Source organism: Streptomyces uncialis (genome assembly GCF_001905345.1).
GTDB lineage: Bacteria > Actinomycetota > Actinomycetes > Streptomycetales > Streptomycetaceae > Streptomyces > Streptomyces uncialis.
Genome location: NZ_LFBV01000005.1, coordinates 191,803 through 217,462, shown reverse-complemented (window position 1 = coordinate 217,462; position 25,660 = coordinate 191,803). Strand labels below are relative to the sequence as shown.

The window sequence follows — 25,660 nt, the reverse complement described above, 5'->3', positions numbered from 1 at the left end:
GGTGGTGCGGTGGTGCGTCATGCGGTCGTGCTGTGGGGCGCGAGGTGTGGGTCAGCCGTTGTAGGTGCCGGTCTTCACGGCTTCCCACTTGCCGCTCTTGACCTGGTACACGGTGAGCTGCTTGTTGGCGGTGTCGCCGTACTCGTCGAAGGAGACCTTGCCGGTGATGCCTTCGAAGTTGCTCTTGCCGACCTCTTCGACGACCTTCGCGCGGAGTTCCTTGCCGCCGGGCAGCTTGCCGTCGTTGCCTTCCTTGATGGTCTTGACGGCGTTGATGATGGCGTTGGCGGCGTCGTACGAGTAGCCGCCGTAGGTGCCGTAGGTGCCCTTGTAGCCCTTGGACTTGTAGGTCTCGATGAAGGTCTTGGCGGCGGGGAGGGTGTCGACGGGGACACCGACGGAGGTCACCACGTCGCCTTCGGAGGCGCCGCCCGCGGTCTCGATGTAGGTGGGGCTGAACATGCCGTCGCCGCCGAAGAGCGGGATCTTGACGCCGGCTTCCTTGAGCTGCTTGGTGATGAGCTGGGACTCGTCGTACTGGCCGCCGTAGTAGACGAGGTCGGCCTTGGCGGCCTTGATCTTGGTGACGAGGGCCCCGAAGTCCTTGTCGCCGGTGTTGATGCTGTCGGTGCCGCCGACCTTGCCGCCGAGCTCCTCGAACTGCTCGCGGAAGATCTTGGCGAGACCGGCACCGTAGGTCTGCTTGTCGTCGACGACGAAGACCCGCTTCTTCTTCATGCCTTTGAACGCGTAGTCGGCCGCGAAGCCGCCCTGGAGGGCGTCGGTGGTGGCGGTGCGGAAGTAGGTGGTGTACGGGCGCTTCTTGGTACCGCTCTGCCAGTCCTTGCCCTGGGTCAGCTCGGGGTTGGTGTTGGAGGGCGAGATCTGTACCAGGTTGGCGGAGGCGAAGACCTGCTGCATGGACTGGGCGACGCCCGAGTTGAGGGGGCCGACGACCCCGACGACCTTGCTGTCGCCGACGAGGGCGGTGGCGTTCTGCTGGCCGGTGGCCGGCTGCGCCTTGTCGTCGAGGGCCTTGATCTGGAATTTCACCCCGGGGACGACCTTCTTGGCGTTGGCGTCGTCGACGGCGATCTGGACGCCGTACTGGATGCCGAGTCCGGTCGCGGAATTCTCGCCGGAGAGGGGTGCGTCGACACCGATGGTGATGGTGGTGGTGGCGTCGCCGTCGCCGTTGTCCCCGGAGCCGCCTTCGTCCCGTGATCCACAGGCGGTGAGGGTGAGCGCTCCTGTGGTGAGAACGGAGGTGAGTATCAGCAAAGAACGCTGTCGCACAATCAGTCCTTTCCGCCGACACGTCCGTCCCTGTTTGGGCCGAAACATTGTCGTGCTGGTACCGAACTCCCGATGGAGCGGTGACTGGCGGTGACTCTAAGCCTGACCCCTGGCCTGGGGCAGTGGCGTGGGCGTGCTTGTGACTCTCTTGTTATGACGGGCCGGAATTTGCGATTCCACTCTGCGGTCCGTGGACGGCTTCGGCGGTTTCTCCGTGTGGTCCACATTCTGAGAGTGCGCACTTCCGCTTAGTGGTGCGCCGGACACCGGAGAGCGGGCACTTGATGATCATTTGGGCCCCCCGGGAAAGATCCACTATCTAGATGCCTATAGCATCGAGATGTTTAGCCGGTATTGCTGCCGTGTTACGTAGCGTGATGTCGCACAGGCCTGGATCGGCATTCAGTGGTACTTCCGATTGAACGCCCCTTTATGTCCGCTCCGGAGCGTGCAAAATACGCCGGTGTTCCCGTCGGCGAGCGGATTGGGTGGCGGTGCGACGGTGCAGTCGTGGGAATCCGGTGAATCCCGAATCGGGGGAATGTGTGCCGCGTGGGGCGTATGGGGTCGGAGCGCCCCCGCGCTGACCGGCGCGTACGCGCTCCCGGTCCTTCCCGGTCCTTCCCGGTGGTACGTCCCGTGCGGGGCCGGGCTGTTGGAGGAAGGCGGGGCCGGAAAGCGGGGGGAGTGGGGGAGTTCACGCCCGTATGGCGCGATTTCCTACCCGGACGGGTGCCCGTTTTCCGGACGGGAGCGCGCTACCGACCTGTTCAACCCGGTTGGTGGTCCACCCGGTTGAGGCCCCGTCGGACCCGCCCCGGGCCGGCTGCGGCGGACGTCCCGGCCCTGGTGCGGCCCGTGTGCGATCCGGTGCGATCCGGCCGCGATGTCCACGCGCGCCCATGGGGGTCATGTGCGGAACGTGGTGGGACGGGTGGGAAGCGTGAGGGTTGTCGGTGGAGGGTCCGGGCCCGGTGAACATTTCGCAGGGTGACGGACCTGGTGCCGTGCCCGGGGCACTGTTCGTCCGCAAGTGCCGTGGGGGAGTGCTGAAACGTTCACTCGGGCGCCCACCGGACACACCGGTCCGCATTCTGGACACTTGTGCGCGGGAGTGGCGGGCGCGGGCGCTTTGTCCGGTCGGCGACGGGGGCTGGGGCCGGAAGTCGGGAGCCGGGGGCCAGGGCCGGGTGCCGGGGGTCGGGGCCGGACGGCTGTCGGCCGACACGTGCGCCGCCGCCGGGTCAGCGGGAATCCGGGCGACGGCCGATGCCCGCCCCTGTCCGCCCCTGTCCGCTCCTGACTCGGCTCCTGGCTCAGCCCTGAGTCGGCCTCTGAGGGGGCCCCTGAGTCGGCCCCGCCCCCGCCCGTGCCGGGATGGTTGCCGCCGGAGGGTTGCGGCGGGGGTGGCTCACGGCGGACCTCCGCACACCCCCCAGGGGGGGCTACTTGGTGTCGCCGACCGTCCTGAGCAGGCAGGTGAGCCGTGCTGTGCACACCCGCTTGCCCGTCTCGTCGGTGATGACGATCTCGTAGGTCGCGGTGGACCGTCCCTGGTGGACGGGGGTGGCCACGCCGGTGACATCTCCGGAGCGCACCCCGCGGTGGTGGGTGCAGTTCAGATCGACGCCGACGGCGATCTTCCCGGCGCCGCCGTGGAGCATGGCGCCGATGGAGCCCAGGGTCTCGGCGAGTACGGCGGAGGCGCCCCCGTGCAGCAGGCCGTAGGGCTGGGTGTTGCCCTCGACGGGCATGGTGCCGACGACGCGGTCGGCGCTCGCCTCCCCGATCTCGATGCCCATCCGGGTGCCGAGGTGTCCGGCGGAGAACAGGGAGGGAAGGTCGATGCCCAGGGCCGCGTACTCGTCGATGACTTCCTGCGGGAACTTCGCGGTGTGCTGCTCGCCCATGGGCCCGGCTCCGTTCGTGTTCGTCGTCGTGTGCGGTGTGCACCTGGTGGTGCGAACTGTTCTACCAGGTCCCGCTGAGCGAACGCTTAGGGGGTACGGGATGGTTCCAGCCGGACGACGACGGACTTGCTCGCGGGCGTGTTGCTGGTGTCGGCGGTGGCGTCGAGGGGGACAAGGACGTTCGTCTCCGGGTAGTACGCGGCGGCGCACCCGCGCGCGGTGGGGTAGTGGACGACGCGGAACCCGTCGGCGCGCCGCTCGGTGCCGTCGCGCCATTCGCTGACGAGGTCGGTCAGGGAGCCGTCGGGGAAGCCGAGTGCGGTGGCGTCGTCGGGGTGGACGAGGACGACGCGCCGGCCGTTCTTGATACCGCGATAGCGGTCGTCCAGGCCGTAGATGGTGGTGTTGTACTGGTCGTGCGAGCGCAGCGTCTGGAGCAGGAGCCGTCCGGCGGGGAGCTTGGGGTACTCGACGGGCGCGGCGGTGAAGTTGGCCTTGCCGGTGGCGGTGGGGAAGCGGCGTTCGTCGCGGGGGGCGTGCGGGAGGGTGAAGCCGCCGGGGTGCGCGACGCGGGTGTTGAAGTCCTCGAAGCCGGGCACGACGCGCGCGATGCGGTCGCGGATGGTGGCGTAGTCCCGCTCGAAGGTCTCCCAGGGGACGGCGCTGCGGGTGCCGAGGACGGAGCGGGCCAGGCGGCAGACGATGGCGGGTTCGGAGAGCAGGCCGGGGCTCGCGGGGGCGAGGCGTCCGCGGGAGGCGTGGACCATGCCCATGGAGTCCTCGACGGTGACGAACTGTTCGCCGCCGGCCTGGAGGTCGCGTTCGGTGCGGCCGAGGGTGGGGAGGATGAGGGCGCGTGCTCCGGTGACGGCGTGGGAGCGGTTGAGCTTGGTGGAGATGTGGACGGTGAGACGGGCGCGCCGCATGGCCGCTTCGGTGACGTCGGTGTCGGGTGACGCGGAGACGAAGTTGCCGCCCATGGCGAGGAACACCTTGGCGTCGCCGTCGCGCAGGGCGCGGATGGCGCGCACGACGTCGTAGCCGTGGGCGCGCGGGGGTGCGAAGCCGAACTCCTTCTCCAGGGCGTCGAGGAAGGCGGGGGCGGGGCGTTCGAAGATGCCCATGGTGCGGTCGCCCTGGACGTTGGAGTGACCGCGTACGGGGCACACCCCGGCGCCGGGGCGGCCGATGGCGCCGCGCAGCAGCAGGAGGTTGACGACCTCGCGGATGGTCGGGACGGCGTGCTTGTGCTGGGTGAGGCCCATGGCCCAGCAGACGACGGTGCGCCGGGAGGCGACGATCATCCGGAGGGCTTCCTCGATGGCGGGCCGGTCGAGCCCGGTGGCGGCGAGGGTGGTGTCCCAGTCGGCGTCCCGGGCGGTGGCGGCGAAGTCCTCGTAGCCGTGGGTGTGCTCGCGGACGAAGTCGTGGTCGACGGCGCCCTCGGTGTCGAGGAGGAGTTTGTTGAGCAGCCGGAACAGGGCCTGGTCGCCGCCGATGCGGATCTGGAGGAAGAGGTCGGTGAGGGTGGTGCCCTTGGTGAGGCCGCCCAGGCTCTGGGGGTTCTTGAACTTCTCCATGCCCGCTTCGGGAAGCGGGTTGACGGTGATGATGCGGGCGCCGGCCCGCTTGGCCTTCTCCAGGGCGGAGAGCATCCGCGGGTGGTTCGTCCCGGGGTTCTGTCCGGCGACGATGATGAGGTCGGCCTGGTGGAGGTCGTCGAGCAGGACGCTGCCCTTGCCGACGCCGAGGGTCTCGGTGAGCGCGGAGCCGGACGACTCGTGGCACATGTTGGAGCAGTCGGGGAGGTTGTTCGTGCCGTATTCGCGGACGAACAGCTGGTAGAGGAACGCGGCCTCGTTGCTGGTGCGCCCGGAGGTGTAGAAGACGGCTTCGTCGGGCGAGTCGAGGGCGGTGAGCTCCTCGGCGATGATCGCGAAGGCGTCGTCCCAGCCGACGGGTTCGTAGTGGGTGGCGCCCGCGGGCAGGTGCATCGGCTGGGTGAGGCGGCCCTGCTGGCCGAGCCAGTAGCCGCTGCGGCCGGCGAGGTCGGCGAGAGAGTGCTCGGCGAAGAACGCGGGGGTGACGCGGCGGAGGGTGGCTTCCTCGGCGACGGCCTTGGCGCCGTTCTCGCAGAATTCGGCGGTGTGGCGTTCGTCGCCCTCGGGCCAGGCGCAGCCGGGGCAGTCGAAGCCGTCCTTCTGGTTGACGCGGAGCAGGGTGAGGGCGGTGCGGCGGACGCCCATCTGCTGTTGCGCCATGCGCAGGCTGTGGCCGACGGCGGGGAGCCCGGCAGCGTGGTGCGGGGGCGGGGTGACTCGGGGGGTGTCCTGTGCCGGGTCGCTGCGGGGTGCTTCGCTGGCCATCTCGGCTCCTCGTCGAGCGCGTGTGCCGTTCGCCGTCCGTGATCGGCGGTCGTCCGATCCTCGCACGGGGGTGTGACAGCCGGTGGGCGCGGTCGGGAGCGGGGCCGGGTGTCAGTGGGGCGTGGCAGGATCGGGGGCGTGGCAGATTCAGCATCGAAGAAGACCGGGACGGCGGCGGGCGCGGGCAGCGGCAACCGGCCGCGGCTGCTCCTGATGGACGGGCACTCGCTGGCGTATCGCGCGTTCTTCGCGTTGCCCGTGGAGAATTTCACGACGGCCGCGGGTCAGCCGACGAACGCGATCTACGGTTTCGCGTCGATGCTGGCGAACACGCTGCGTGACGAGGCGCCCACGCACTTCGCGGTGGCGTTCGACGTGTCGCGCAAGACGTGGCGGTCGGAGGAGTTCGCGGAGTACAAGGCGAATCGTTCGAAGACGCCGGACGAGTTCCGGGGACAGGTGGAGCTGATCGGGGAGCTGCTCGACGCGATGCACGCGGTGCGGTTCGCGGTGGACGGCTTCGAGGCGGACGACGTGATCGCGACGCTGGCGACACGTGCGGAGGCCGAGGGTTTCGAGGTTCTGATCGTCACGGGCGACCGGGACTCGTTCCAGTTGGTCAGCGAGCACACGACGGTGCTGTACCCGACGAAGGGCGTGTCGGAGCTGACGCGCTTCACTCCGGAGAAGGTCCAGGAGAAGTACGGGTTGACGCCCGCGCAGTATCCGGACTTCGCCGCGCTGCGGGGTGACCCGTCGGACAATCTGCCGGGTATCCCGGGGGTGGGGGAGAAGACCGCGGCGAAGTGGATCAATCAGTTCGGTTCGTTCGCGGAGCTGGTGGAGCGGGTCGACGAGGTCAAGGGCAAGGCCGGGCAGAACCTCCGGGACCATCTGGAGGCGGTGCGGCTGAACCGCCGGCTGACGGAGATGGTGCGGGACGTGGAGCTGCCGCGCTCGGTGCCCGAGCTGGAGCGCGCGCCGTACGACCGCACGGCGGTGGCCATGGTGCTGGACACGCTGGAGATCCGTAATCCGTCGTTGCGGGAGCGGCTGCTGGCCGTCGACCCGGGTGCGGTGGAGGAGCAGCCGCAGGTCGAGGCGGGTGTCGAGGTCGACGGCGCGGTGCTGGCGACGGGCGAGGTCGCCCCCTGGCTCGCGGAGCACGGTGGTGAGCCGCTGGGCATGTCGGTGGTGGACACCTGGTCGCTGGGTGCGGGCACGGTCTCCGAGATCGCGTTGGCCGCGGCGGGCGGCGCGGCCGCGTGGTTCGACCCGGCGCAGCTGGACGAGGCCGACGAGCAGGCGTTCGCGCGCTGGCTGGCCGACGGCGGGCGGCCGAAGGTGCTGCACAACGCGAAGAGCGTGATGCGGGTCTTCGCGGAGCACGGCTGGTCGGTGGCGGGCATCTCGATGGACACGGCGCTGGCCGCGTATCTGGTGAAGCCGGGCCGTCGTTCCTTCGCGCTGGACGCGTTGACGCTGGAGTACCTGGGGCGGGAGCTGGTTCCCGCGTCGGCGTCGGACGGCCAGTTGGCCTTCGGCGCGGACGAGCAGGCGGAGGCGGACGCGCTGATGGTGCAGGCGCGTGCCGTGCTGGACCTGGGCGGCGCGTTCGAGGGGCGGCTGGCGGAGGTCGGTTCGGCGGAGCTGCTGCGGGACGTGGAGCTGCCCACCTCGGAGCTGCTGGCGCGGATGGAGCGGCACGGCATCGCGGCGGACCGGGCGCATCTGGAGTCGATGGAGCAGATGTTCGCGGGCGCCGTGCAGCAGGCGGTGAAGGAGGCGCACGCCTCGGTGGGCCATGAGTTCAACCTGGGTTCGCCGAAGCAGCTCCAGGAGGTGTTCTTCGGCGAGCTGGACCTGCCGAAGACGAAGAAGACGAAGACGGGCTACACGACCGACGCGGACGCGCTGGCGTGGCTGGCCGGGCAGACGGACCACGAGCTGCCGGTGATCATGCTGCGCCACCGTGAGCAGGCGAAGCTGCGGGTCACGGTCGAGGGTCTGATCAAGACGATCGCCGCGGACGGCCGTATCCACACCACGTTCAACCAGACGGTCGCGGCGACGGGCCGGCTGTCGTCGACCGATCCGAACCTCCAGAACATCCCCGTCCGTACGGACGAGGGCCGCGCGATCCGGCGCGGGTTCGTCGTCGGTGAGGGTTTCGAGTCACTGATGACGGCGGACTACAGTCAGATCGAGCTGCGGGTGATGGCTCATCTGTCGGAGGACGCGGGACTGATCGAGGCGTTCACCTCCGGTGAGGATCTGCACAGCACGGTCGCCTCGCAGGTGTTCGGTGTCGAGCGGTCCGCGGTGGACGCGGAGATGCGCCGCAAGATCAAGGCGATGTCGTACGGCTTGGCGTACGGTCTGTCGGCCTTCGGCCTGTCGCAGCAGCTGAACATCGAGGCGGCGGAGGCCCGCGGCCTGATGGACACCTACTTCGAGCGTTTCGGCGGGGTCCGCGAATACCTCCACCGTGTCGTGGAGGAGGCCCGCGCCACCGGCTACACGGAGACGTGGCTGGGCCGTCGCCGGTATCTGCCGGACCTGAACAGCGACAATCGTCAGCGCCGTGAGATGGCCGAGCGGATGGCCCTGAACGCGCCCATCCAGGGCACGGCTGCGGACATCGTGAAGATCGCCATGCTGAACGTCGACCGCGCGATGGGCGAGGCCGGGCTCACCTCCCGGATGCTGCTCCAGGTCCATGACGAAATCGTCCTGGAGATCGCGCCGGGCGAGCGGGCGGCCACGGAGGAGCTGGTCCGCCGCGAGATGGCGGCGGCCGTGGAGCTGAGGGCCCCGCTGGACGTCTCGGTGGGCGTGGGCCCGGACTGGGAGTCCGCAGCCCACTGACGGCACCGGGCGCGGCCCTGTTCTCCTCCCCACAGCACGGAGAAGACCAGGCCCGCGCCCACCCCAGCACACCCTCCCCACGCCCACCCCAGCACACCCTCCCCACGCCCGCCCCGCACAGCGACAAGAGCGGCGACTGGCCGTGCCCCAAGGGTCGCGAGGACCCGCGCACCCACGTCCGACCCGCACGGGAACAAGGTGCGGCGACCGGCCGTGACCCAAGGGGCGCGAGGAACCGCGCACCCACGTCCGACCCGCACGGGAACAAGGTGCGGCGACCGGCCGTGCCCCTTCAGGGGCGCGGGGAACTGCGCCCCACGTCCGACCCGCACGGAGACAACAGCGGCGACTGGCCGTGACCCAAGGTGCGCGAGGAACCGCGCACCCACGTCCGACCCGCACAGCCGCGAAGACGCCCACCGGTGATCCCCAGGCACGAACACCAAGGTGCGAGGGGAGACCCAACAGACACGCGCAGCGGGAACCAGGGCCGGGCCGGGCCCGGTACGGACGACCCGGGGACGGAGCCGGGGACGGAGCCGGGGACGGGGACGTGCCGGTGCCGGAGGAATCGGGCTTCCGCAAGACCGACGGAGTCACCCGCTTGGACTGCTCCCCGGGCCCCTCCGCCCCCGCACCGGGAGGATGCCGTCCATGGGCCTCCACCTCCGCGCGAGCCTCACGGCCGGCGCCGCCACCGTGACGGCGGCGGTCCTCGGGCCGATATCCGCCCTCGGCACCGCCGCCGAGCGCGTGCGGTCCGCCGCCCTGCGCCGCGCCGGTCAGGAGCGGGACCCCGCCGCCCCGGTGTCCAAGGGCGCCGGGGCGGCGCTCTCGTGGTCGGCCCGGCTGCGGGCGTCGCGATCCCCGGCGGGTCCTCGCTGTCCGCAGGCGAGTGTCCGCCGTGAGCGGTCGGGCGGCGGGCCGCGTGAGCTGCTGCGGGCGGCCGCCCGACGACGGGCGGCGTTCGTGCGCCGCACCCGGGGCGCGGCCGGTCCGGTCACGCGCCGCGCGTCCGGTGGGACGCCCACCTCGGGCCCGACGGCCGCTCCGCCGTCGGCTGCCGGGGACTGACGAAGGCGCCGCAGGGCACCCGCACGGCACCCGTCCCGCACACACAGCGCATACACGGCACCCGCATGCGCCCCGCACATCTGACAACCCGTATGCCGGTGACTCCCGCCGAACTGTTCCGGCGTATGTCCCACTCAGCGTCCGACTTCACGTATTCGCTTACCCCCACCGGTGAACGAACCGCCCCAAACCGGGCGCGAACGGGTGCCCAGGCAAAGCAAGTTGCCGTAGGGTCGCCAGCGTCGGAGCGTGCGCGGGACGGTGCGCTCCGCATCTGGTCACCGATGAGAAGGGGAGCCGGGAATGGCGGCGTACATCGGCCGGAGGCTGCGCAAGGGAGCGGCGACCACCGCTGTTGCGGCGGTCGTGGTGGCGGCGTTGTCCGCCTCGGGCGCCCCCGGAGCGCAGGGGGTCACCGACCCGGCGTCCGGGTTGCAGACCTCCGACAGTGCGCCAGGACCGGACGACGGTGATCATTCCGCCACCGGCGACTCGCCCTACTACACCGAACTCCCGCCGCTGAAGAGCCCCACGGTACCGCCCACGATCGGTGACCCGATCAGTCGGGGCGGCTCCGAGGCGGGCATCCCGGCGACCGTCCTCGACGCCTACAAGCAGGCCGAGGCGTCCATGAGGCTGTCCCAGCCGGAGTGCAACCTGCCCTGGGAACTGCTCGCGGCGATAGGCAAGGTCGAGTCCGGTCACGCCCGGGGCGGACGCGTCGACGGGAACGGGACGACGACCACGCCGATCCTCGGCCCGGTGCTCGACGGCAACGGCTTCGCGAACATCAGCGACACCGACAACGGTGCCTTCGACGGTGACGCCACCCATGACCGGGCCGTCGGCCCGATGCAGTTCATCCCGTCCACCTGGGGCGAGGGCGGCCCGACCGGCGACGGATGGGGCGCCGACGCCAACGGCGACGGCAAGCGTGACCCCAACAACATCTACGACGCCACCCTCGCCGCCGGGCGCTATCTCTGCGCGGGCGGCCGCGATCTGTCCGCCGCCGACGAGCTGCGTGCGGCCATCCTCAGCTACAACCGGTCCACCGAGTACGTGAACACCGTGCTGTCGTGGCTGGAGTACTACCGCAAGGGCAGCCACGAGATCCCCGACGGCACGGGCACCCTGCCGGCGGACCGCAGCGATCGCACCCCCGACCGCACGCCTTCTCCCGCCTCAGAGACGCCCCGCCCCGGCTCCTCCGCGCCCGACCGGCCCGGCACCCGCCCCGGCGCCGGCTCCACCCAGGACCCCGAGCGGCCCGGCTCCGGGCCCGGGACATCGCCCGGTCCCTCGGTCCCCGGCGGCAGCCCGTCGCCCGGTCCGACCACCCCGCCCACCAAGCCGCCGGGCAGCGGCGGGCCCACCACGCCTCCCACCACACCACCGACCACTCCGCCCACCAAGCCCCCGACCAGCCCGCCGACGACGACGCCCACCCCGACCGACACCGTCGCCCGGCTGGAGAACGCGGGCGGCGCCACGATCACCGCGACGGCCGGCGAGTCCTTCCCCCGTCCTGTGAAGGTGCGGGCCGAGACCTCGGCGGGGGACCCGGTCGCGAAGGTGCGAGTGCGGTTCACCGTCGCCGGTGACACCGACACCGCCTTCCCCGGCGGCGAGAGCGTCGCCACGGTGGTGACCGACAGCGCCGGTGTCGCCACCGCGCCCGCGCTCCTCGCGGGGGAGAAGGCGGGTGGCTTCACGGTCCGCGCCGTCGTCGTCGGACGCGCGGTCGCGGCCGCCGAGGTCAAGGCGACCGTCACCGCCCGTCAGGCCGACGCCCTGGTACGCGTCGGCGACAAGGAACTCGTCTGCTCGCCCGGCGGCGAGTTCGCCGACGCCGTCGTCCTCAAGGCCACCCGCAAGGGCGCCGCCGCCGGTCGCGTCGCCGCCACGGCCACCCTGGTCAAGGCCGCCGCCGACCCCGCCGTCAACGACAAGGGCCCCCACTTCAAGGACGCCGACGGCAAGCCGGTCCGCGAACTCACCGCCCTCGTCACCGACAAGGACGGCGTGCTCCAACTGCCGAAGCTCCACGCCGACGAGACCACCGGTACGTTCCTGCTGCGTGTCACCACCACCGGGGGCGCCACCCTCACCGTCGAACTGAAGGTCGCGGCCCCTCCGGCAACTTGACCCACGGCACACCTCCCGCCCGCCCCCGCGTCCACCGGCACCACGGACCCGGGGGCGCCGCCGTCCGCACCCCGCACCGTCCCCCGGACCGCGCCCCCGCCAGTCGCCCGCCCTCAGCCAGCCGCGCTCACCCCGGGGCAGCCGCGCTCACCCCGGGGCAGTCGCGCCCGCCCCGGGGCAGTCGCGCTCACTCCGGGGCACACCCCGGACCCGGCGGTGCCCTGCCTCCGCTCAACCTCAGCTCCGGCAATGCCCCGCCTCCGGTCAACCCCGGGGCCCGGCGGCGTCCCGGCCCCGTGCCCGCGCGCTCGTGTGCCGGGTGGGTGGTGCCGCGGTGGGGTCCTCGGGCCACGGATGCTTCGGATAGCGGCCCCGCAGCTCCGCCCGCACGGCGCGATAGCCCTCCGCCCAGAACGACGCCAGATCCCCGGTGACCGCCGCGGGGCGCCCGGCGGGCGAGAGCAGATGCACCAGCACGGGTACCCCCGCCACCTCCGGAGTCCTCGCCAGACCGAACATCTCCTGCAACTTCACCGCCAGCACCGGCCGTTCCGCGTCCGAGTAGTCCACCCGGACCCGCGACCCGCTGGGCACCTGGATGCGCTCCGGCGCCAACGAGTCCAACCTGGCCGCCTCCCCGCTCGCCCACGGCAGCAGCCGGGTCAGCGCCCGGCCGGCGTCGATCCGCGCGAGATGCGCCCGCCCCCGGGCACGCCCCAGCTCGGGCTCCAGCCACTCGTGGGCACGCGCGGTCAACGCCTCGTCCGACACGTCCGGCCAGCCCCCGCCCACCGTGCGGTGCAGGAACGCCAGCCGCTCCCGCAGCCCCATCGCGTCCCGGTCCCACCGCAGCAGACCCAGCCCCTCCCGCCGCAAGCCCTCCACCAGTGCCTCCCGCACCAGCGCGGGAGCCGGTCGGGCCAGCGGACGGACCACCAGCTCCACCGCGCCGAGCCGCTCCACCCGGCGGGCCACCAGGTCCCCGTCGGTCCAGGCCACCTCCTCGCCCTCACCGTGCAGTGACCCCGCCGCCCGCCGGGCGATGTCCTCGTCGACGACCGCGGCGAGCCGCACCCGCGCGTGCCCCGCCCCCGCGGGCCGGTCCGCGACCGCCACCGCCAACCACGGCACCCCCCGCAGAGCCGAAGCGCCGCCCAGCTCCGCGCGTGTCCCCGACACCATCCGGTAGTCGCCCTCGGCCCGCTCCCGGGCCAGCCGCTCGGGAAACGCCAGCGCCACCACCAGCCCCCCGGCGGCGTCCGCCGCGTCACCCCCACGCCCCGGCCCCCCGTCACCCGCCCCGCCTTGACCCGACCAGCGCACCGCCTGTCCGTCGCCCACCCCGCCCGCGGGGCCGGACGAACGCCCCGGCCCCGCGTCACCCTCCCCGACCGGTCCCGTCGAGTGCGCGAGCCCCGCGTCACCCTCTCCGCCCCGGCCGGACGAACGCGGCCGACCTGCGCCCCCTGACCCGCCCCGGCCGGACGGCCCGGCCTCCGCGTCACCCACCGCCGCGGTGAGTCTGCGCACCTCCTGGCGCCAGCGCGCGCCGTACCCGTCGACGCCGCGCCGGGCCTCCCGCCACGCCGCCGTCAGATCGTCCCCGTAGTCCCGGGGCGGCTCCTCGCTCAGCAGCGCGACCACCTCGGCCGCCCGGCGCGCGCCGAGCTCCGCCGCGCCGTCCAGCAGTGCCCGCCCCAGCCGGGGATGCAGCCCCAGCCTTGCCATCCGCAGCCCCCGGTCGGTCACCCGCCCCGAATCCGTGTGGACCGCGCCGATCGCGGTCAGCACCGACCGGGCCGCCGCCATCGCCCCGCCCGGCGGGGCGTCCAGCAGCGCCAGACCCGTGGCCTGCGGATCACCCCACACGGCGGCCTGCAACGCGAACGCCGTCAGATCGGCGACCTTGATCTCCGGCGCCGGGAACCCCGGCAACCGCTCGTGCTCCGCCGCGGTCCAGCAGCGGTACACCGCGCCCGGCGCCTGCCGCCCGGCCCGGCCCGCCCGCTGCCGGCCGGTCGCGCGCGACGCCCGCACCGTCGTGAGCGAACCCAGACCTCGCGCGTGGTCCATCCTCGGCTCGCGCGCGAGCCCGGAATCCACCACGACCCGTACGCCCGGCACCGTCAGACTGGACTCCGCCACCGAGGTCGTGAGGACCACCCGCCGTCCGGATCCGCCCGCCAGCACCGCGTCCTGCACGGCGGCCGGTGCCCGCCCGTGGACCTGGAGGATCTCCACCCCCTCCGTCCCCGCCAACTGGCCCGCCACCCGCGCGATCTCCCCCACCCCGGGCAGGAAGCACAGCACGTCGCCCTCCCGCTCCGTGAGGGCACGCCGCACCACCGACGCCACATGGGTCAGCAGCACCGGATCGACCCGGGTGCCCTGCGGCGGACGCACCACCCGCGACGGCGGCGCCCACACCACGTCCACCGGATACGACGTCCCCGCCGCCTCGATCACCGGCGCCCCGCCCAGCAGCCGCGCCCAGCCGCTCGCGTCGGTCGTCGCCGACGCGGCCACCAGGCGCAGATCGGGGCGCAGCGCCCCCCGTACGTCCAGCAGGAACGCCGCCGTGGTGTCGGCGTCCAGATGCCGCTCATGGCACTCGTCGAGCACCACGGTGTCCACCCCCGACACCTCCTGGTCCCGCTGGAGACGCTGGAGCAGTACGCCCGTCGTCACGACCTCGACCCGGGTGCGCGGTCCGACGGACCGCTCCCCGCGCACCGTGAATCCGACGCTCTCCCCGACCTTCTCGCCGAGCAGCCAGGCCATCCGCCGGGCGGCGGCCCGCGCCGCGATCCGCCGGGGCTCCGCGACGACGACCCGCCGGGCCGGGCCGCCGCCGACCAGCCCGGCGAGCGCCAGCGGCACCAGGGTCGTCTTACCGGTCCCGGGCGGTGCGCACAGCACCGCCGTGCCCTCGCTGTCCAGGGCCGACATCAGCGCGGGAACGGCGTCGCGTACCGGGAGACGGTCGAGTGCGTCGGTTCGGATCATGCGGCCAGTGTGGTGCCTCGGCGAAATCGGTGTGCGCGGTTGTCCACAGGCACGGCAGGATCAACGGATCGTATGACTTACGCCGATCCCACCAGGTCGGGCGGCCGTGCGACGGGCGGGCTCCGCCGGATTCCCGGGGCTCAGTCGTCCCGGTCGCACACGAAGATCGCCGTGCCGGGGATCAGATGTCCCCGCAGCGGGGACCAGCCGCCCCACTCCTCCCGGTTCCACAGCGGCCACTCCGGTTCCACCAGGTCCACCAGCCGGAATCCGCCGGCCACCACGTCCCGTACCCGGTCGCCGACCGTCCGGTGGTGCTCGACGTACACGGCGTCGCCGTCCTCGTCCTGCTCCACGTACGGCGTGCGGTCGAAGTAGGACGCCGATACCGACAACCCCTCCGGGCCCGGCTCGTCGGGGAAGGACCACCGGATCGGGTGGGTCACCGAGAACACGAAACGGCCGCCGGGCCGCAGCACCCGGCGCACCTCCCGCAGCACCGCCACCGGGTCCGCGACGAACGGCAGTGCCCCGTACGCCGAGCACGCCAGGTCGAACGAGCCGTCGCGGAACGGCAGGGTCCCCGCGTCGGCCTCCACCAGCGCCACGCCGTCGCCGCCGATCCGCAGCGCGTGCTGGAGCTGCCGGTGCGAGAGGTCCAGCGCCACCGGCAGTGCCCCCTGGGCGGCCAGCCAGCGTGAGCACTGGGCGGCCCCCGCGCCGATCTCCAGCACCCGCCGGTCCTTGAGACCGGCCGCCGGGGCCAGCAGCCGCGCGTCCGCCTCGTCCAGTCCCTCGGGGCCCCAGACGAAGCGGTCGTCCCCGAGGAACGCGCCGTGATCGCTCTGGTACTCGTCGGCGTTGCTGTCCCACCAGCCGCGGTTCGCGCGGCTGCTCTCCGTGCCCGAGACGGTACGCCGGGTGGCTTCCGGTTCGGGCTGTTCGGACTCTTGGATGATCGGCTCCCTCGTCGTACTCTTCCGTCCAACCGCCGTGGGGGCCCGCGTTCCGGCCGCGTCGACATGAGGCGCGGTACGGCTGCCGCGGCCTCACGGATCAGTTCTTGTGCCGGGTATGCGGCGATCCGCCCCGGGTGTGCGTCTTCGCGCATTGACCCTGTCCGGCTGCCCCCGTATGCTACAAGTTGCGCTGCGAGCCTGCGCTCCTCAGACAGAGCAGGCTGCGCTCGCGTCTGTTGTATGTCCTTTCGGTTCTTGAGGTGTGTTTCCGGGTCCCTTCGGGGAAGCGGGGGCGTGCCTTTCAGGCTGTCCGGCTTCTTCAGAGCGACAACGGCTCCCGGCGTAGCAGTACCTACGACTTCAATGTCCGTACCGGAGCCCTTTCCCACATGACGAGCAGCACCGAGACCACCGCAACCACCCCGCAGGTAGCGGTCAACGACATCGGTAACGAGGAAGCCTTCCTCGCCGCGATCGACGAGACGATCAAGTACTTCAACGACGGCGACATCGTCGACGGCGTCATCGTGAAGGTCGACCGGGACGAGGTCCTGCTCGACATCGGTTATAAGACCGAAGGTGTCATCCCGAGCCGCGAGCTCTCGATCAAGCACGACGTCGACCCCAATGAGGTCGTCGCCGTCGGTGACGAGATCGAAGCCCTTGTCCTTCAGAAGGAGGACAAGGAAGGCCGCCTGATCCTCTCGAAGAAGCGTGCCCAGTACGAACGTGCCTGGGGCACCATCGAGAAGATCAAGGAAGAGGACGGCATCGTCACCGGTACCGTCATCGAGGTCGTCAAGGGTGGTCTCATCCTCGACATCGGCCTCCGTGGCTTCCTCCCGGCCTCCCTGGTCGAGATGCGCCGTGTCCGCGACCTCCAGCCGTACGTCGGCAAGGAGCTCGAAGCCAAGATCATCGAGCTGGACAAGAACCGCAACAACGTGGTCCTGTCCCGCCGTGCCTGGCTGGAGCAGACGCAGTCCGAGGTCCGCCAGACGTTCCTCACCACCCTCCAGAAGGGCCAGGTCCGTTCGGGCGTCGTGTCCTCGATCGTCAACTTCGGTGCCTTCGTGGACCTGGGTGGCGTCGACGGACTCGTCCACGTCTCCGAGCTCTCCTGGAAGCACATCGACCACCCCTCCGAGGTTGTCGAGGTCGGTCAGGAAGTCACCGTCGAGGTTCTCGACGTGGACATGGACCGCGAGCGTGTCTCCCTGTCGCTCAAGGCGACGCAGGAAGACCCGTGGCAGCAGTTCGCCCGGACGCACCAGATCGGTCAGGTCGTCCCCGGCAAGGTCACCAAGCTCGTTCCGTTCGGTGCGTTCGTCCGCGTGGACGAGGGCATCGAGGGCCTGGTCCACATCTCCGAGCTGGCCGAGCGCCACGTGGAGATCCCGGAGCAGGTCGTCCAGGTCAACGACGAGATCTTCGTCAAGGTCATCGACATCGACCTTGAGCGCCGCCGCATCAGCCTCTCGCTGAAGCAGGCCAACGAGTCCTTCGGCGCCGACCCGGCCTCGGTCGAGTTCGACCCGACGCTCTACGGCATGGCCGCGTCGTACGACGACCAGGGGAACTACATCTACCCCGAGGGCTTCGACCCCGAGACCAACGACTGGCTCGACGGGTACGAGAAGCAGCGCGAGGAGTGGGAGCGCCAGTACGCCGAGGCGCAGTCCCGCTTCGAGCAGCACCAAGCCCAGGTCATCAAGTCCCGCGAGGCCGACGCGCAGGCCGCTGCCGAGGGTGGCGACAGTGCCGCTGCTCCGGCCGCGTCCGGTGGCAGCGGTGGCGGTGGCGGCGGTTCGTACTCCTCGGAGTCCGCGGACAACTCCGGTGCCCTGGCTTCGGACGAGGCGCTCGCCGCGCTTCGCGAGAAGCTGGCCGGTGGCCAGAGCTGACGCTTGATCCCAGGCGCTAGTCGCTGATGTTGTCGGGCCCGCACCCTCCGGGGTGCGGGCCCGACGCTGTTTCCACCGCCGCCCGCCGGGGACAACCACTACGCGCGCGTGCCCGTCGGCACCGTCGCGGGTGCGGACCGGCCGGTATGCCACCCAGGAGTGTCCGGGCGGACGGATGAGCGAGCGGGTGCCGACCGGCCGGACGGGGAATGCCTCCGCTCCGCAGCGTGTTCTGACTGAGGGACACGAGGAGGAGCGGCTGTGCTTGATCCGCAGGGTTTGTACGCTTGGGAACCGAAGGGCCTGGCCGTCGTCGATGTGGCGCTCGCCCAGGAGTCCGCCGGACTGGTGATGCTGTACCACTTCGACGGATACATCGACGCGGGGGAAGCCGGTGACCAGATCGTCGAACGGCTGCTGGAGTCGCTGCCTCACCAGGTCGTCGCCCGTTTCGACCACGACCGACTGGTGGACTACCGCGCACGGCGCCCCCTGTTGACGTTCCGGCGTGACCGCTGGACCGCCTACGAGGTGCCCTCTCTGGAGGTGCGTCTGGTGCAGGACACCACCGGCGCGCCCTTCCTGCTGCTGTCCGGCCCCGAACCGGACATCGAGTGGGAGCGCTTCGCCGCCGCCGTCCAGCAGATCGTCGAACGGCTCGGTGTACGCCTCGCGGTGAACTTCCACGGCATCCCCATGGGCGTCCCGCACACCCGGCCCGTGGGCCTCACCCCGCACGGCAGCCGCACCGACCTGGTGCCCGGCCACCGCAGCCCCTTCGACGAGGCACAGGTGCCCGGCAGCGCCGAGTCCCTGGTCGAGTACCGCCTCATGGAAGCGGGCCACGACGTCCTCGGGGTCGCCGCGCACGTCCCGCACTACATCGCCCGCTCCCCGTACCCGGACGCGGCCCTCACCGTCCTCGAAGCCATCACCTCCGCGACCGGCCTGGTCCTGCCGAGCATCGCGCACTCCCTGCGCACCGAGGCGCACCGCACCCAGAACGAGATCGACCGGCAGATCCGGGAGGGCGACGAGGAACTGGTCGCCCTCGTCCAGGGGCTGGAGCACCAGTACGACGCGGCGGCCGGCGCCGAGAGCCGCGGCAACATGCTCGCGGAACCCACCGACATCCCCTCCGCCGACGAGATCGGCCTGGAGTTCGAGCGCTTCCTCGCGGAACGCGAGGGCGAAGGCTGACCCCGCCCGGCAACCCTCCTCACGGCCACCCCGCGCGCGGGGTGGCCGTCGGGCGTCCAGGGGCAGGGCCTAAGCTGCGGGCATGCTGACTGTGGGCCTGACCGGGGGTATCGGCGCCGGGAAGAGCGAGGTGTCGCGGCTGCTCGTGGAGCACGGCGCGGTCCTTGTCGACGCGGACCGGATCGCCCGGGAAGTGGTCGAGCCGGGAACCCCCGGGCTGGCCGCCATCGTCGACGCCTTCGGCGAGCAGGTGCTCTCCGAGGACGGTTCGCTGGACCGCCCCGCCCTGGGCGCGATCGTCTTCGCCGACGCCGACCGGCTCGCCGTCCTCAACGGCATCGTGCACCCCCTGGTCGGTGCCCGCTCCGCGGAGCTGAAGGCCGCCGCCCCCGACGACGCGGTCGTGGTGCAGGATGTCCCGCTCCTCACGGAGAACGGCCTCCAGGACCGGTACGACCTGGTGATCGTGGTGGACACGAGCCCCGCCACCCAGCTCGACCGGCTGGTACGGCTGCGCGGCATGACCGAGGCGGACGCCCGCGCGCGGATGGCCGCGCAGGCCACCCGCGCCCAGCGGCTGGCCATCGCCGACATCGTGATCGACAACGACGTACCCCGCGGCGAGCTGAGCGCGCGTGTGACGGAGGTCTGGGCCGAACTCCTGCGGCGTGCCACCATGAAGTCCGGCTGACCGCCGGGGCCCGCCCCGGCCGGTGTGCCCGCGCACCCCGGCGCGGACCGGCCGCCGGGAATATGCCCGCGCGTGAGGGGCGTTGAAGCGGGGAGCGAGGGGAAGGAATGGGTCGTGCCCGAGCGCAGCGGATCAACCCGACGTACGCCGGAAACTCTTGTCATCGACTTCCGCGCCGCCGAACACCTCCTGGCCGCGCGTGACCCCCGGGGAGCCGTGAAGCTCCTCGACCCGGTCATCGCCGCCCACCCGGAGAACACCGCGGCCCGGTTGCTGCGCGCGCGTGCCTTCTTCGCCGCGGCCCAGCTGAGGCCCGCGGAGCTGGAGTTCACGATCGTGCTGGAGCGGGAGCCGGACAACGCCTTCGCGCACTTCGCGCTGGCCCGCACCTATGAGCGGGCCGGCCGCCCCGAGCAGGCCGTACGGCACTTCCGGCTCGCCGCCGCGCTGGATCCCAACCCCGATTACCTGGCCGCGGCCCACTTCGACGACTGACCGGGCCCCGGTCCCGACCGGCACCGGGCGCGTCAGCGGTCCGACGGCGGCTGGTAGGGCGGGACGTCCCGGCCGGGCTGGAAGTGCGGGCCCTGGCGGATGTGCCGGACCACCACGACCATGTCGACGACGGTGATCAGCCACAGGGTGGCGCAGGCCGCCGCCCAGCCGGGATGACCGATCAGGACGAAGGCCACCGTCCCGGCGACCGCCCAGATCATCCCCCACAGGCTCAGCCAGAACCGCATACGCAGGGGACTGCGCGCGGTCATCGGTTCACTGCCCGTACGCATCACGCTCATCACTCCTGACTGCAACGTACCTCTGTTCCCGGCGCGGCGGGCACCCGGGCGACGGACGCCCGGCACACCGGCCGGGCACTTCCGCTGGCCGTGGCGCGTTCCCAGTGCGACAACGGGGACCGTCGGACGGGGGACGATCATGGGAGCCGAGGACGGGGGCGGCCCGGTGGTGGAGGCGGTGCGCGCGGACGAGTGGGGCGCGCGCTGGCTGGCGGAGCTGGAGCGGCCGGAGGTCGCACGGCTGACGGCCGTGCTGCCGGAGGCCGGGGAGCTGCCGGAGATCCTGCTGGACCTCGCGGTGCCGCACGAGTCGGTCAACGAGCTGGTCGCCCTGCGCCGTCGTTTCGATCGGGAACCGCAGTGGCGATGGCTGCTGGACCGCGCGCTGAGCGGGCTGCTCCACCGGCCCGACGAGCCCGGTGCGGCCATCGGGCCCGGCACCCCACCGGTCGACGATCCGCTGGGCCGGTGCTTCCCGGTCTTCGTGTACCTGGCGGCGCTGCCGCACGCCCTGGCCCATCACCGGCGCCACGGCGTCGACCCGGAGGTGTCCCGGCGCACCCTCGCCGATCTAGGCCGGCAGATCGCCCTCCACCGCGGACAGCACGGCCGTACGGGACTGTCGACGCCCCGTTGGCCCTCGCTGCACTTCAGAGGCGAGCTGTACCAGCTGGGGCGGCTCCAGTTCCAGCGCACGGTGCTCACGGAGAAGCTCGCGCCCCTGGTGACGGCGGCCGGTGCGGCTCCGGGGCCCGACGCCCCCGCCCTGGATCTGCACATCCCCGACTTCCTCGGACCACTGTCGCCCGACGCGGTCGAGCGGTCGCTGGAGCTGGCCCGCGCCTTCTTCCCGCGCCACTATCCGCAGGAGGACCACCAGGTCGCCATGTGCGCCTCCTGGCTGCTGGACCCGCAGCTCAGGGCGTATCTGCCGGCCGATTCCAACATCGTCGCGTTCCAGCGGCGGTTCAGACCCGCCCCCCTCGATCCGGAACCGGACGACGAGGGTCCGATCCGTTTCGTCTTCGGTGAGGTGGTACCGCTGTCCGAGCTGCCGCGGCGGACGACGATGGAGCGGGCGATCGGCGACCATCTGCGGTCCGGGGGGCACTGGCACTTCGGGCGGGGCTGGTTCCCGCTGCGGGACGGCGCCGGGTCACTGCCCGTCTGAGCGTGGGAGGTTGACGCGTTCCGCTCGTACGGACCGGGAACCGCCGTGACGGGCTGGTTCGTTGGGCCGGTATGAGCCTTTGGATGCGTGAGGGATACGACGGATCAGGACCCGGGGCGATCACTCCGGACGGCTGCTCGGTGGAGGTGTACGCGCGGCTGCCGCTCTACGGCGAGCCCGACATCATCGCCGCGGCGGTACCGGAGGCGGCCCGGCTGCTGGAACTCGGCTGCGGGGTAGGGCGGATGACCGGACCCCTGGTGGAGCGCGGCTTCACCGTGACCGCCGTCGACGAGTCCGCGGAGATGCTGGAGCGGGTCCGCGGCGCGCGTACGGTCCGCAGCCCCATCGAGAGCCTGGAGCTGGGAGAGCTGTTCGACGCGGTGACACTGACGTCGTTCCTGGTCCACGCCGGGGACGAAGGAGTACGCCGGGGACTGCTCGACACCTGCCGTCGCCATATCGGTGACGACGGCTGTGTGATCATCCAGCGGGAGCCCCTGGACCAGCGGGCCCGGCTGCCGTACGAGCGGGTCGACCCGGCCGGTTTCACCGTACGGATGAGCTCCGAGCCCGCGGGGGACGGGGTGGATCTGATGCGGGCGGAGTATGTGTTCCCCGACACCGTGTGGCGGCAGAGATTCCTGAGCCGCGCCCTCACCCGGGAGGCGTTCGAGGCGGCTCTGGCGGAGTCCGGGCTGAGGGTGGACCGGTACCTCACGGACGACGGGACCTGGGTGCGGGCCGTCCCCACCGCCTGAGACCGGTCGGGCCCCAAGCCACTCCACGCCGGGCCCCTGCACGTATCAACCATTCCACCGTCGAGCTCCTCGTCACGTACGCGCCACCCCGCCGCCGAGCTTCCCGTCACGTATCGGACACCCCACCGCCGGGCCCCCGCGCCACGTACCCGGCTGCTCCAGCGCCGGGCCCCCGTCACGTACCGGGGGTTCCGGGTGGCTCCGGGTGGGGCGGCACCCGGCGCGTACCGCCGTGGGGTCAGCGGCGACGGTCGCGGCGGTTGTCGCGGCCGTCACCGCTGTCGCGCGTGGTGTCGCCGCGCCGGGAGGTACGGGCCCGGGAGGCCCGGTCCCCGCGCTCCGCCGCCCCGGCGGAACCGGCCGCCGCCGCGAAGCCGTCCGGCTCCGCGGGTCCCCGGGTGATGCCCACGCCCCCGGCCTCCCGGAGCCGATCCATCTCCCGGCGGTCCCGCTTGGTGGGCCGTCCGGCACCCCGGTCCCGTACACCGGCCGGGGCGACCGCCTCCCGGGGCGGGGGCGGCGGGCTGTTGTCGAGAAAGCACTCGACCGCCGCCGGGGCGCCTACCCGTTTGCGGATGATCCGCTTCACGACGACCACCCGCTCGTGCCCGGCGTGCTTCAGCCGGACCTCGTCCCCGACCCGGAGCGCGTAGGCCGGTTTCACCCGTTCCCCGTTCACCCGGACATGGCCGCCCCGGCACGCCGCCGCCGCGAGGGAACGGCTCTTGACGAGCCGGACCGACCAGATCCAGACGTCCACCCGCACACTGCCCTGCGAGGGGTCGGGGGCGACCGTACGCCCGGCCGGTCCGCTGCCCACGGCGTCGGCCGCGTCCGCCCCGTCCCCGTCGGCGATGTCCTCTTCCCCGTGGAAGCCGTCCGAATCGTCCCCGTCCACCGGGTCCGTCGGGTCGGCGGAGCCTGTCCGGTCCACCCGGTCGGCCGGTCCACCCGCCGTCATCACGTCCACCACCGCGTCAGGAGCCATGACACGACCCTAGAGCCTGCCCCGCCGTGGACGCCGCGCGATATCCGCCCGAGCGGCCCACCCCGGATGCGTCCCCGTGTCCCGCCGGGAATCCTGGCAGCCGGTCGCCCGGCGGACCGGCGTCCCGGCCGGAGCGCATCCGGCGGGCGAGGCCGGAGGGAGAGCGCTCATGCGGGCCGAAGTCACCGCCGGGGCCGACGGGGCTCCCGGGTGAGCGGCAGCGGTACGGACACCCCGGTCCGGGAACCCACCGGGGAACCCGGCCGCCGGTTCGTGTTCCCCAGCGCGCTCACCGTGCTCGTCCTCGTCACGCTGGGGGTCTGGGCCCTCGCCTTCCTCGTCCCGCCCGGGACCTACGACCGGGACGACGACGGAGCCCCGGTCCAGGGCACCTACCATCGCGTCGACACATCGCAAAGCCTCACCGACCGGCTGAACGATCTGTTCCTCGCCCCGGTGAACGGCCTCTACGGCATCCTCGACCCCGGGTCCGGGCAGGTCGGCCCGACTTTCAGCGGAGAGCTGTACGGCAGCGCCGGGGTGTTCCTCTTCATCCTCGCGATCGGCGCGTTCATCACCGTCGTCTTCGCCACGGGCGCGCTGGAACGCGGTATCGAGCGGCTCGCGCACCGGCTGCGCAGCCGCGGGTCGCTGCTGATCGCGGGCATCATGCTCGTCTTCTCGGTGCTCGGCACGGTCGAGGGGTTCGCCGAGGAGACGCTCGGCTTCTACGGGCTGATCGTGCCGCTGATGCTCGCCCTCGGCTACGACCGGATGACCGCTGTCGGCACGATCATCCTCGGCGCCGGGGTCGGGGTGCTGTGCTCCACCGTCAACCCGTTCTCGACCGGGGTCGCCTCGTCCGCCGCCGGGATCTCCCTGGGGGACGGCATCGTGCTCCGGTTCGTGATGTGGGTGGTCCTCACGGCGGTGACCATCGGTTACGTCGTCCGGTACGCGCGACGGGTGCTGGGGGACCCCGGCCGGTCGCTGTCGGGGTTCCTGCCGGGCGACCGCGAACAGATCGCCACCGGGGACGACGGCGGACCGGCCCCGGAACTGACGCGGCTGCACCGGACGGTCCTGGTACTGACGTGTCTGATCTTCTCGTTCATGATCTTCTCCGTGGTGCCCTGGTCCAGCGCGCTGACCGGCCGCGCCGACGCGACCCCGTACGGCTGGGAGCTCGGCTGGTCCTTCCCGGAACTGGCGGCGCTGTTCCTGGTGGCCGCGGTGCTCGTCGGGATCGTCGCCCGGATGGGGGAACCGGCCCTCAGCGCGACCGTCGTCCAGGGCGCGGCCGACTTCATCTCCCCGGCGCTGGTCATCGTCCTCGCCCGCGGGGTCACCGTGATCATGAACAACTCGCAGATCACCGACACCGTGCTGCACTCCATCGAGGGCATCGTGGCGGGCACCTCGTCGGGACTCTTCGCGGTGATCGTCTTCCTGGTGGATCTGCCGCTGGCGTTCCTGATCCCCTCCAGCTCCGGGCACGCGACGCTGGCCATGCCGATCCTGGCGCCGCTCGCCGACTTCGCCGGGGTGTCCCGCGCCGTCGTCGTCACCGCGTGGGCGGCGGCCAGCGGCTGGATGAACCTGTGGGTGCCCACCACCGCGGTCACCATCGGCGGGGTGGCCCTCGCGAAGGTCGGGTACAACCGCTATCTGCGGTTCGTCTGGCCGCTGCTCGCGATTCTCGCGGTGCTGATCTGCGGGTTCGTGGCCGTGGGCGCGGTCGTGAGCTGACGTGCCGGTGGCCGTGAGCTGATGTGGCGTCGGTCGCGAGCTGAGCGGCAGCGGGTCGTGAGCCGACCGGCCGCGCCGCGAGCCGCGCGGCTACGGAAGGGGTAACCGACCGCGGACGGGCTGGCCTTCCGTCCTGCCGAACGCGGGGGCGCTGGGCACGCCGCGTGCCGAGCCGGGTCCCCCGGTCCGGTCGGCACACGCCGCGCCCTGGAGGTCAGTCGCCGGCCACCGCGACCGTCGCCGTGATCTCCACGAGCTGGCCCTCGTAGCCGAGACAGGTCACACCCATGATCGTCGAGGAGTGCGGGCCCTGGCTCAGACCGCTCGCCTGGACGACCTCCCAGACCTCGGTGAGGACGTCCGGGGAATCGGTGACCACGTACACATCGGTGTACGCCACGTCCTCCAGGACACCGCCGACCGCCTTCACCTGCTCGGTGAGGTTCGCGACGACCTGCTCGGCCTGCCGGACGGGATCGCCCGCTCCGACCAGTTCCCCCGCCGGGTCCAGCGGTACGGACCCGGCGAGGAACGCCAGCCGGGTGCCGGCCTCGACGATGGAGGCGTGCGAGTAGGTGGGCGGGGTGAAGAGGGACGGGACGGTGAGGCGGCGGATCATGGGGCTCCTCGGTGGGATCTGTCGTTCGTACGGCTTCCGCCCAGGTCAGGGGTCGGAAGCCGATGTGTCCGATCATGCGATGTCCTGCCCGGTTCCCGCATCGGGTTTTCCGGTGACCGGACAAACGCGGGCCGTGACCGGCGGTCCGGGAAC

Annotated in this window: 18 protein-coding genes; 10 read left to right on the top strand and 8 right to left on the bottom strand. The window is 72.0% G+C overall.

The genetic code is table 11. The features are described 5' to 3' along the window. Nucleotides 1–51: 51 nt before the first annotated feature. The 3 genes from AB852_RS21240 to AB852_RS21230 form a co-directional block, all read right to left on the bottom strand. Nucleotides 52–1,281, bottom strand: coding sequence for a branched-chain amino acid ABC transporter substrate-binding protein (locus AB852_RS21240; RefSeq protein WP_073790923.1), 1,230 nt, complete (start codon nt 1,279–1,281; stop codon nt 52–54). 1,460 nt (nt 1,282–2,741) lie between these two features. Then, nucleotides 2,742–3,206 (bottom strand): PaaI family thioesterase, encoded by a 465-nt coding sequence (locus AB852_RS21235; protein ID WP_073790921.1) that lies wholly within the window; start codon nt 3,204–3,206, stop codon nt 2,742–2,744. Nucleotides 3,207–3,292: 86 nt separating this feature from the next. Next, on the bottom strand, nt 3,293–5,572 hold the full coding sequence (locus AB852_RS21230) for an FdhF/YdeP family oxidoreductase (protein WP_073790919.1): 2,280 nt from the start codon (nt 5,570–5,572) through the stop codon (nt 3,293–3,295). A gap of 138 nt (nt 5,573–5,710) precedes the next feature. On the opposite strand from AB852_RS21230, the gene polA reads away from it, so the two are divergent. The 3 genes from polA to AB852_RS21215 all read left to right on the top strand — a co-directional run bounded on the left by polA (nt 5,711) and on the right by AB852_RS21215 (nt 11,662). Next, nucleotides 5,711–8,440, top strand: coding sequence for a DNA polymerase I (gene polA, locus AB852_RS21225; protein WP_073790916.1), 2,730 nt, complete (start codon nt 5,711–5,713; stop codon nt 8,438–8,440). A gap of 654 nt (nt 8,441–9,094) precedes the next feature. Further along, complete coding sequence (locus tag AB852_RS21220; RefSeq protein ID WP_073790913.1) at nt 9,095–9,514, top strand: hypothetical protein; 420 nt, start codon at nt 9,095–9,097, stop codon at nt 9,512–9,514. 303 nt (nt 9,515–9,817) lie between these two features. Further along, the gene (locus AB852_RS21215; protein ID WP_073790911.1) at nt 9,818–11,662 is read left to right on the top strand and encodes a lytic transglycosylase domain-containing protein; all 1,845 of its coding nucleotides are present in this window, start codon (nt 9,818–9,820) and stop codon (nt 11,660–11,662) included. A 264-nt stretch (nt 11,663–11,926) separates the two neighbouring features. On the opposite strand, the gene AB852_RS21210 is transcribed toward AB852_RS21215, so the two are convergent. Both AB852_RS21210 and AB852_RS21205 read right to left on the bottom strand, forming a co-directional pair. Further along, nucleotides 11,927–14,668: an ATP-dependent RNA helicase gene (locus AB852_RS21210; RefSeq protein ID WP_073790908.1), complete on the bottom strand. Its 2,742-nt coding sequence runs from the start codon at nt 14,666–14,668 to the stop codon at nt 11,927–11,929. A gap of 140 nt (nt 14,669–14,808) precedes the next feature. Then, nucleotides 14,809–15,627, bottom strand: coding sequence for a class I SAM-dependent methyltransferase (locus tag AB852_RS21205; protein ID WP_073790906.1), 819 nt, complete (start codon nt 15,625–15,627; stop codon nt 14,809–14,811). Between the two features lie 389 nt (nt 15,628–16,016). On the opposite strand from AB852_RS21205, the gene rpsA reads away from it, so the two are divergent. The 4 genes from rpsA to AB852_RS21185 all read left to right on the top strand — a co-directional run bounded on the left by rpsA (nt 16,017) and on the right by AB852_RS21185 (nt 19,917). Then, complete coding sequence (rpsA, locus tag AB852_RS21200; RefSeq protein ID WP_073790903.1) at nt 16,017–17,531, top strand: 30S ribosomal protein S1; 1,515 nt, start codon at nt 16,017–16,019, stop codon at nt 17,529–17,531. 261 nt (nt 17,532–17,792) lie between these two features. Then, a complete protein-coding gene (locus AB852_RS21195) occupies nt 17,793–18,731 on the top strand; it encodes a PAC2 family protein (RefSeq protein ID WP_073790901.1) in 939 nt (312 codons plus the stop codon). Between the two features lie 82 nt (nt 18,732–18,813). Next, the gene (gene coaE / locus AB852_RS21190; protein ID WP_073790899.1) at nt 18,814–19,422 is read left to right on the top strand and encodes a dephospho-CoA kinase; all 609 of its coding nucleotides are present in this window, start codon (nt 18,814–18,816) and stop codon (nt 19,420–19,422) included. 114 nt (nt 19,423–19,536) lie between these two features. After that, nucleotides 19,537–19,917: a tetratricopeptide repeat protein gene (locus AB852_RS21185; RefSeq protein WP_073790897.1), complete on the top strand. Its 381-nt coding sequence runs from the start codon at nt 19,537–19,539 to the stop codon at nt 19,915–19,917. 32 nt (nt 19,918–19,949) lie between these two features. Here the strand turns inward: AB852_RS21185 and AB852_RS21180 are convergent, their stop codons facing one another. Continuing rightward, on the bottom strand, nt 19,950–20,210 hold the full coding sequence (locus AB852_RS21180) for a DUF6343 family protein (protein ID WP_073791656.1): 261 nt from the start codon (nt 20,208–20,210) through the stop codon (nt 19,950–19,952). A 259-nt stretch (nt 20,211–20,469) separates the two neighbouring features. Between AB852_RS21180 and AB852_RS21175 the strand changes: the two genes are divergently transcribed. Both AB852_RS21175 and AB852_RS21170 read left to right on the top strand, forming a co-directional pair. Further along, nucleotides 20,470–21,390, top strand: coding sequence for an acyltransferase domain-containing protein (locus tag AB852_RS21175; protein ID WP_073791654.1), 921 nt, complete (start codon nt 20,470–20,472; stop codon nt 21,388–21,390). Nucleotides 21,391–21,473: 83 nt separating this feature from the next. Further along, nucleotides 21,474–22,151, top strand: coding sequence for a class I SAM-dependent methyltransferase (locus AB852_RS21170; protein ID WP_073790895.1), 678 nt, complete (start codon nt 21,474–21,476; stop codon nt 22,149–22,151). A 238-nt stretch (nt 22,152–22,389) separates the two neighbouring features. Here the strand turns inward: AB852_RS21170 and AB852_RS37940 are convergent, their stop codons facing one another. Beyond that, on the bottom strand, nt 22,390–23,139 hold the full coding sequence (locus tag AB852_RS37940) for an RNA-binding S4 domain-containing protein (RefSeq protein WP_245876861.1): 750 nt from the start codon (nt 23,137–23,139) through the stop codon (nt 22,390–22,392). Between the two features lie 210 nt (nt 23,140–23,349). Here AB852_RS37940 and AB852_RS21160 point away from each other — a divergent pair, with 210 nt between their 5' ends. Further along, a complete protein-coding gene (locus tag AB852_RS21160) occupies nt 23,350–24,888 on the top strand; it encodes a YfcC family protein (RefSeq protein ID WP_073790893.1) in 1,539 nt (512 codons plus the stop codon). Between the two features lie 214 nt (nt 24,889–25,102). Here AB852_RS21160 and AB852_RS21155 read toward each other — a convergent pair whose 3' ends face one another. After that, nucleotides 25,103–25,507 carry a RidA family protein gene (locus AB852_RS21155; RefSeq protein WP_073790891.1) on the bottom strand — a complete coding sequence of 135 codons (405 nt, stop codon included), beginning with the start codon at nt 25,505–25,507 and terminating at the stop codon, nt 25,103–25,105. Between the last annotated feature and the right edge of the window lie 153 nt (nt 25,508–25,660).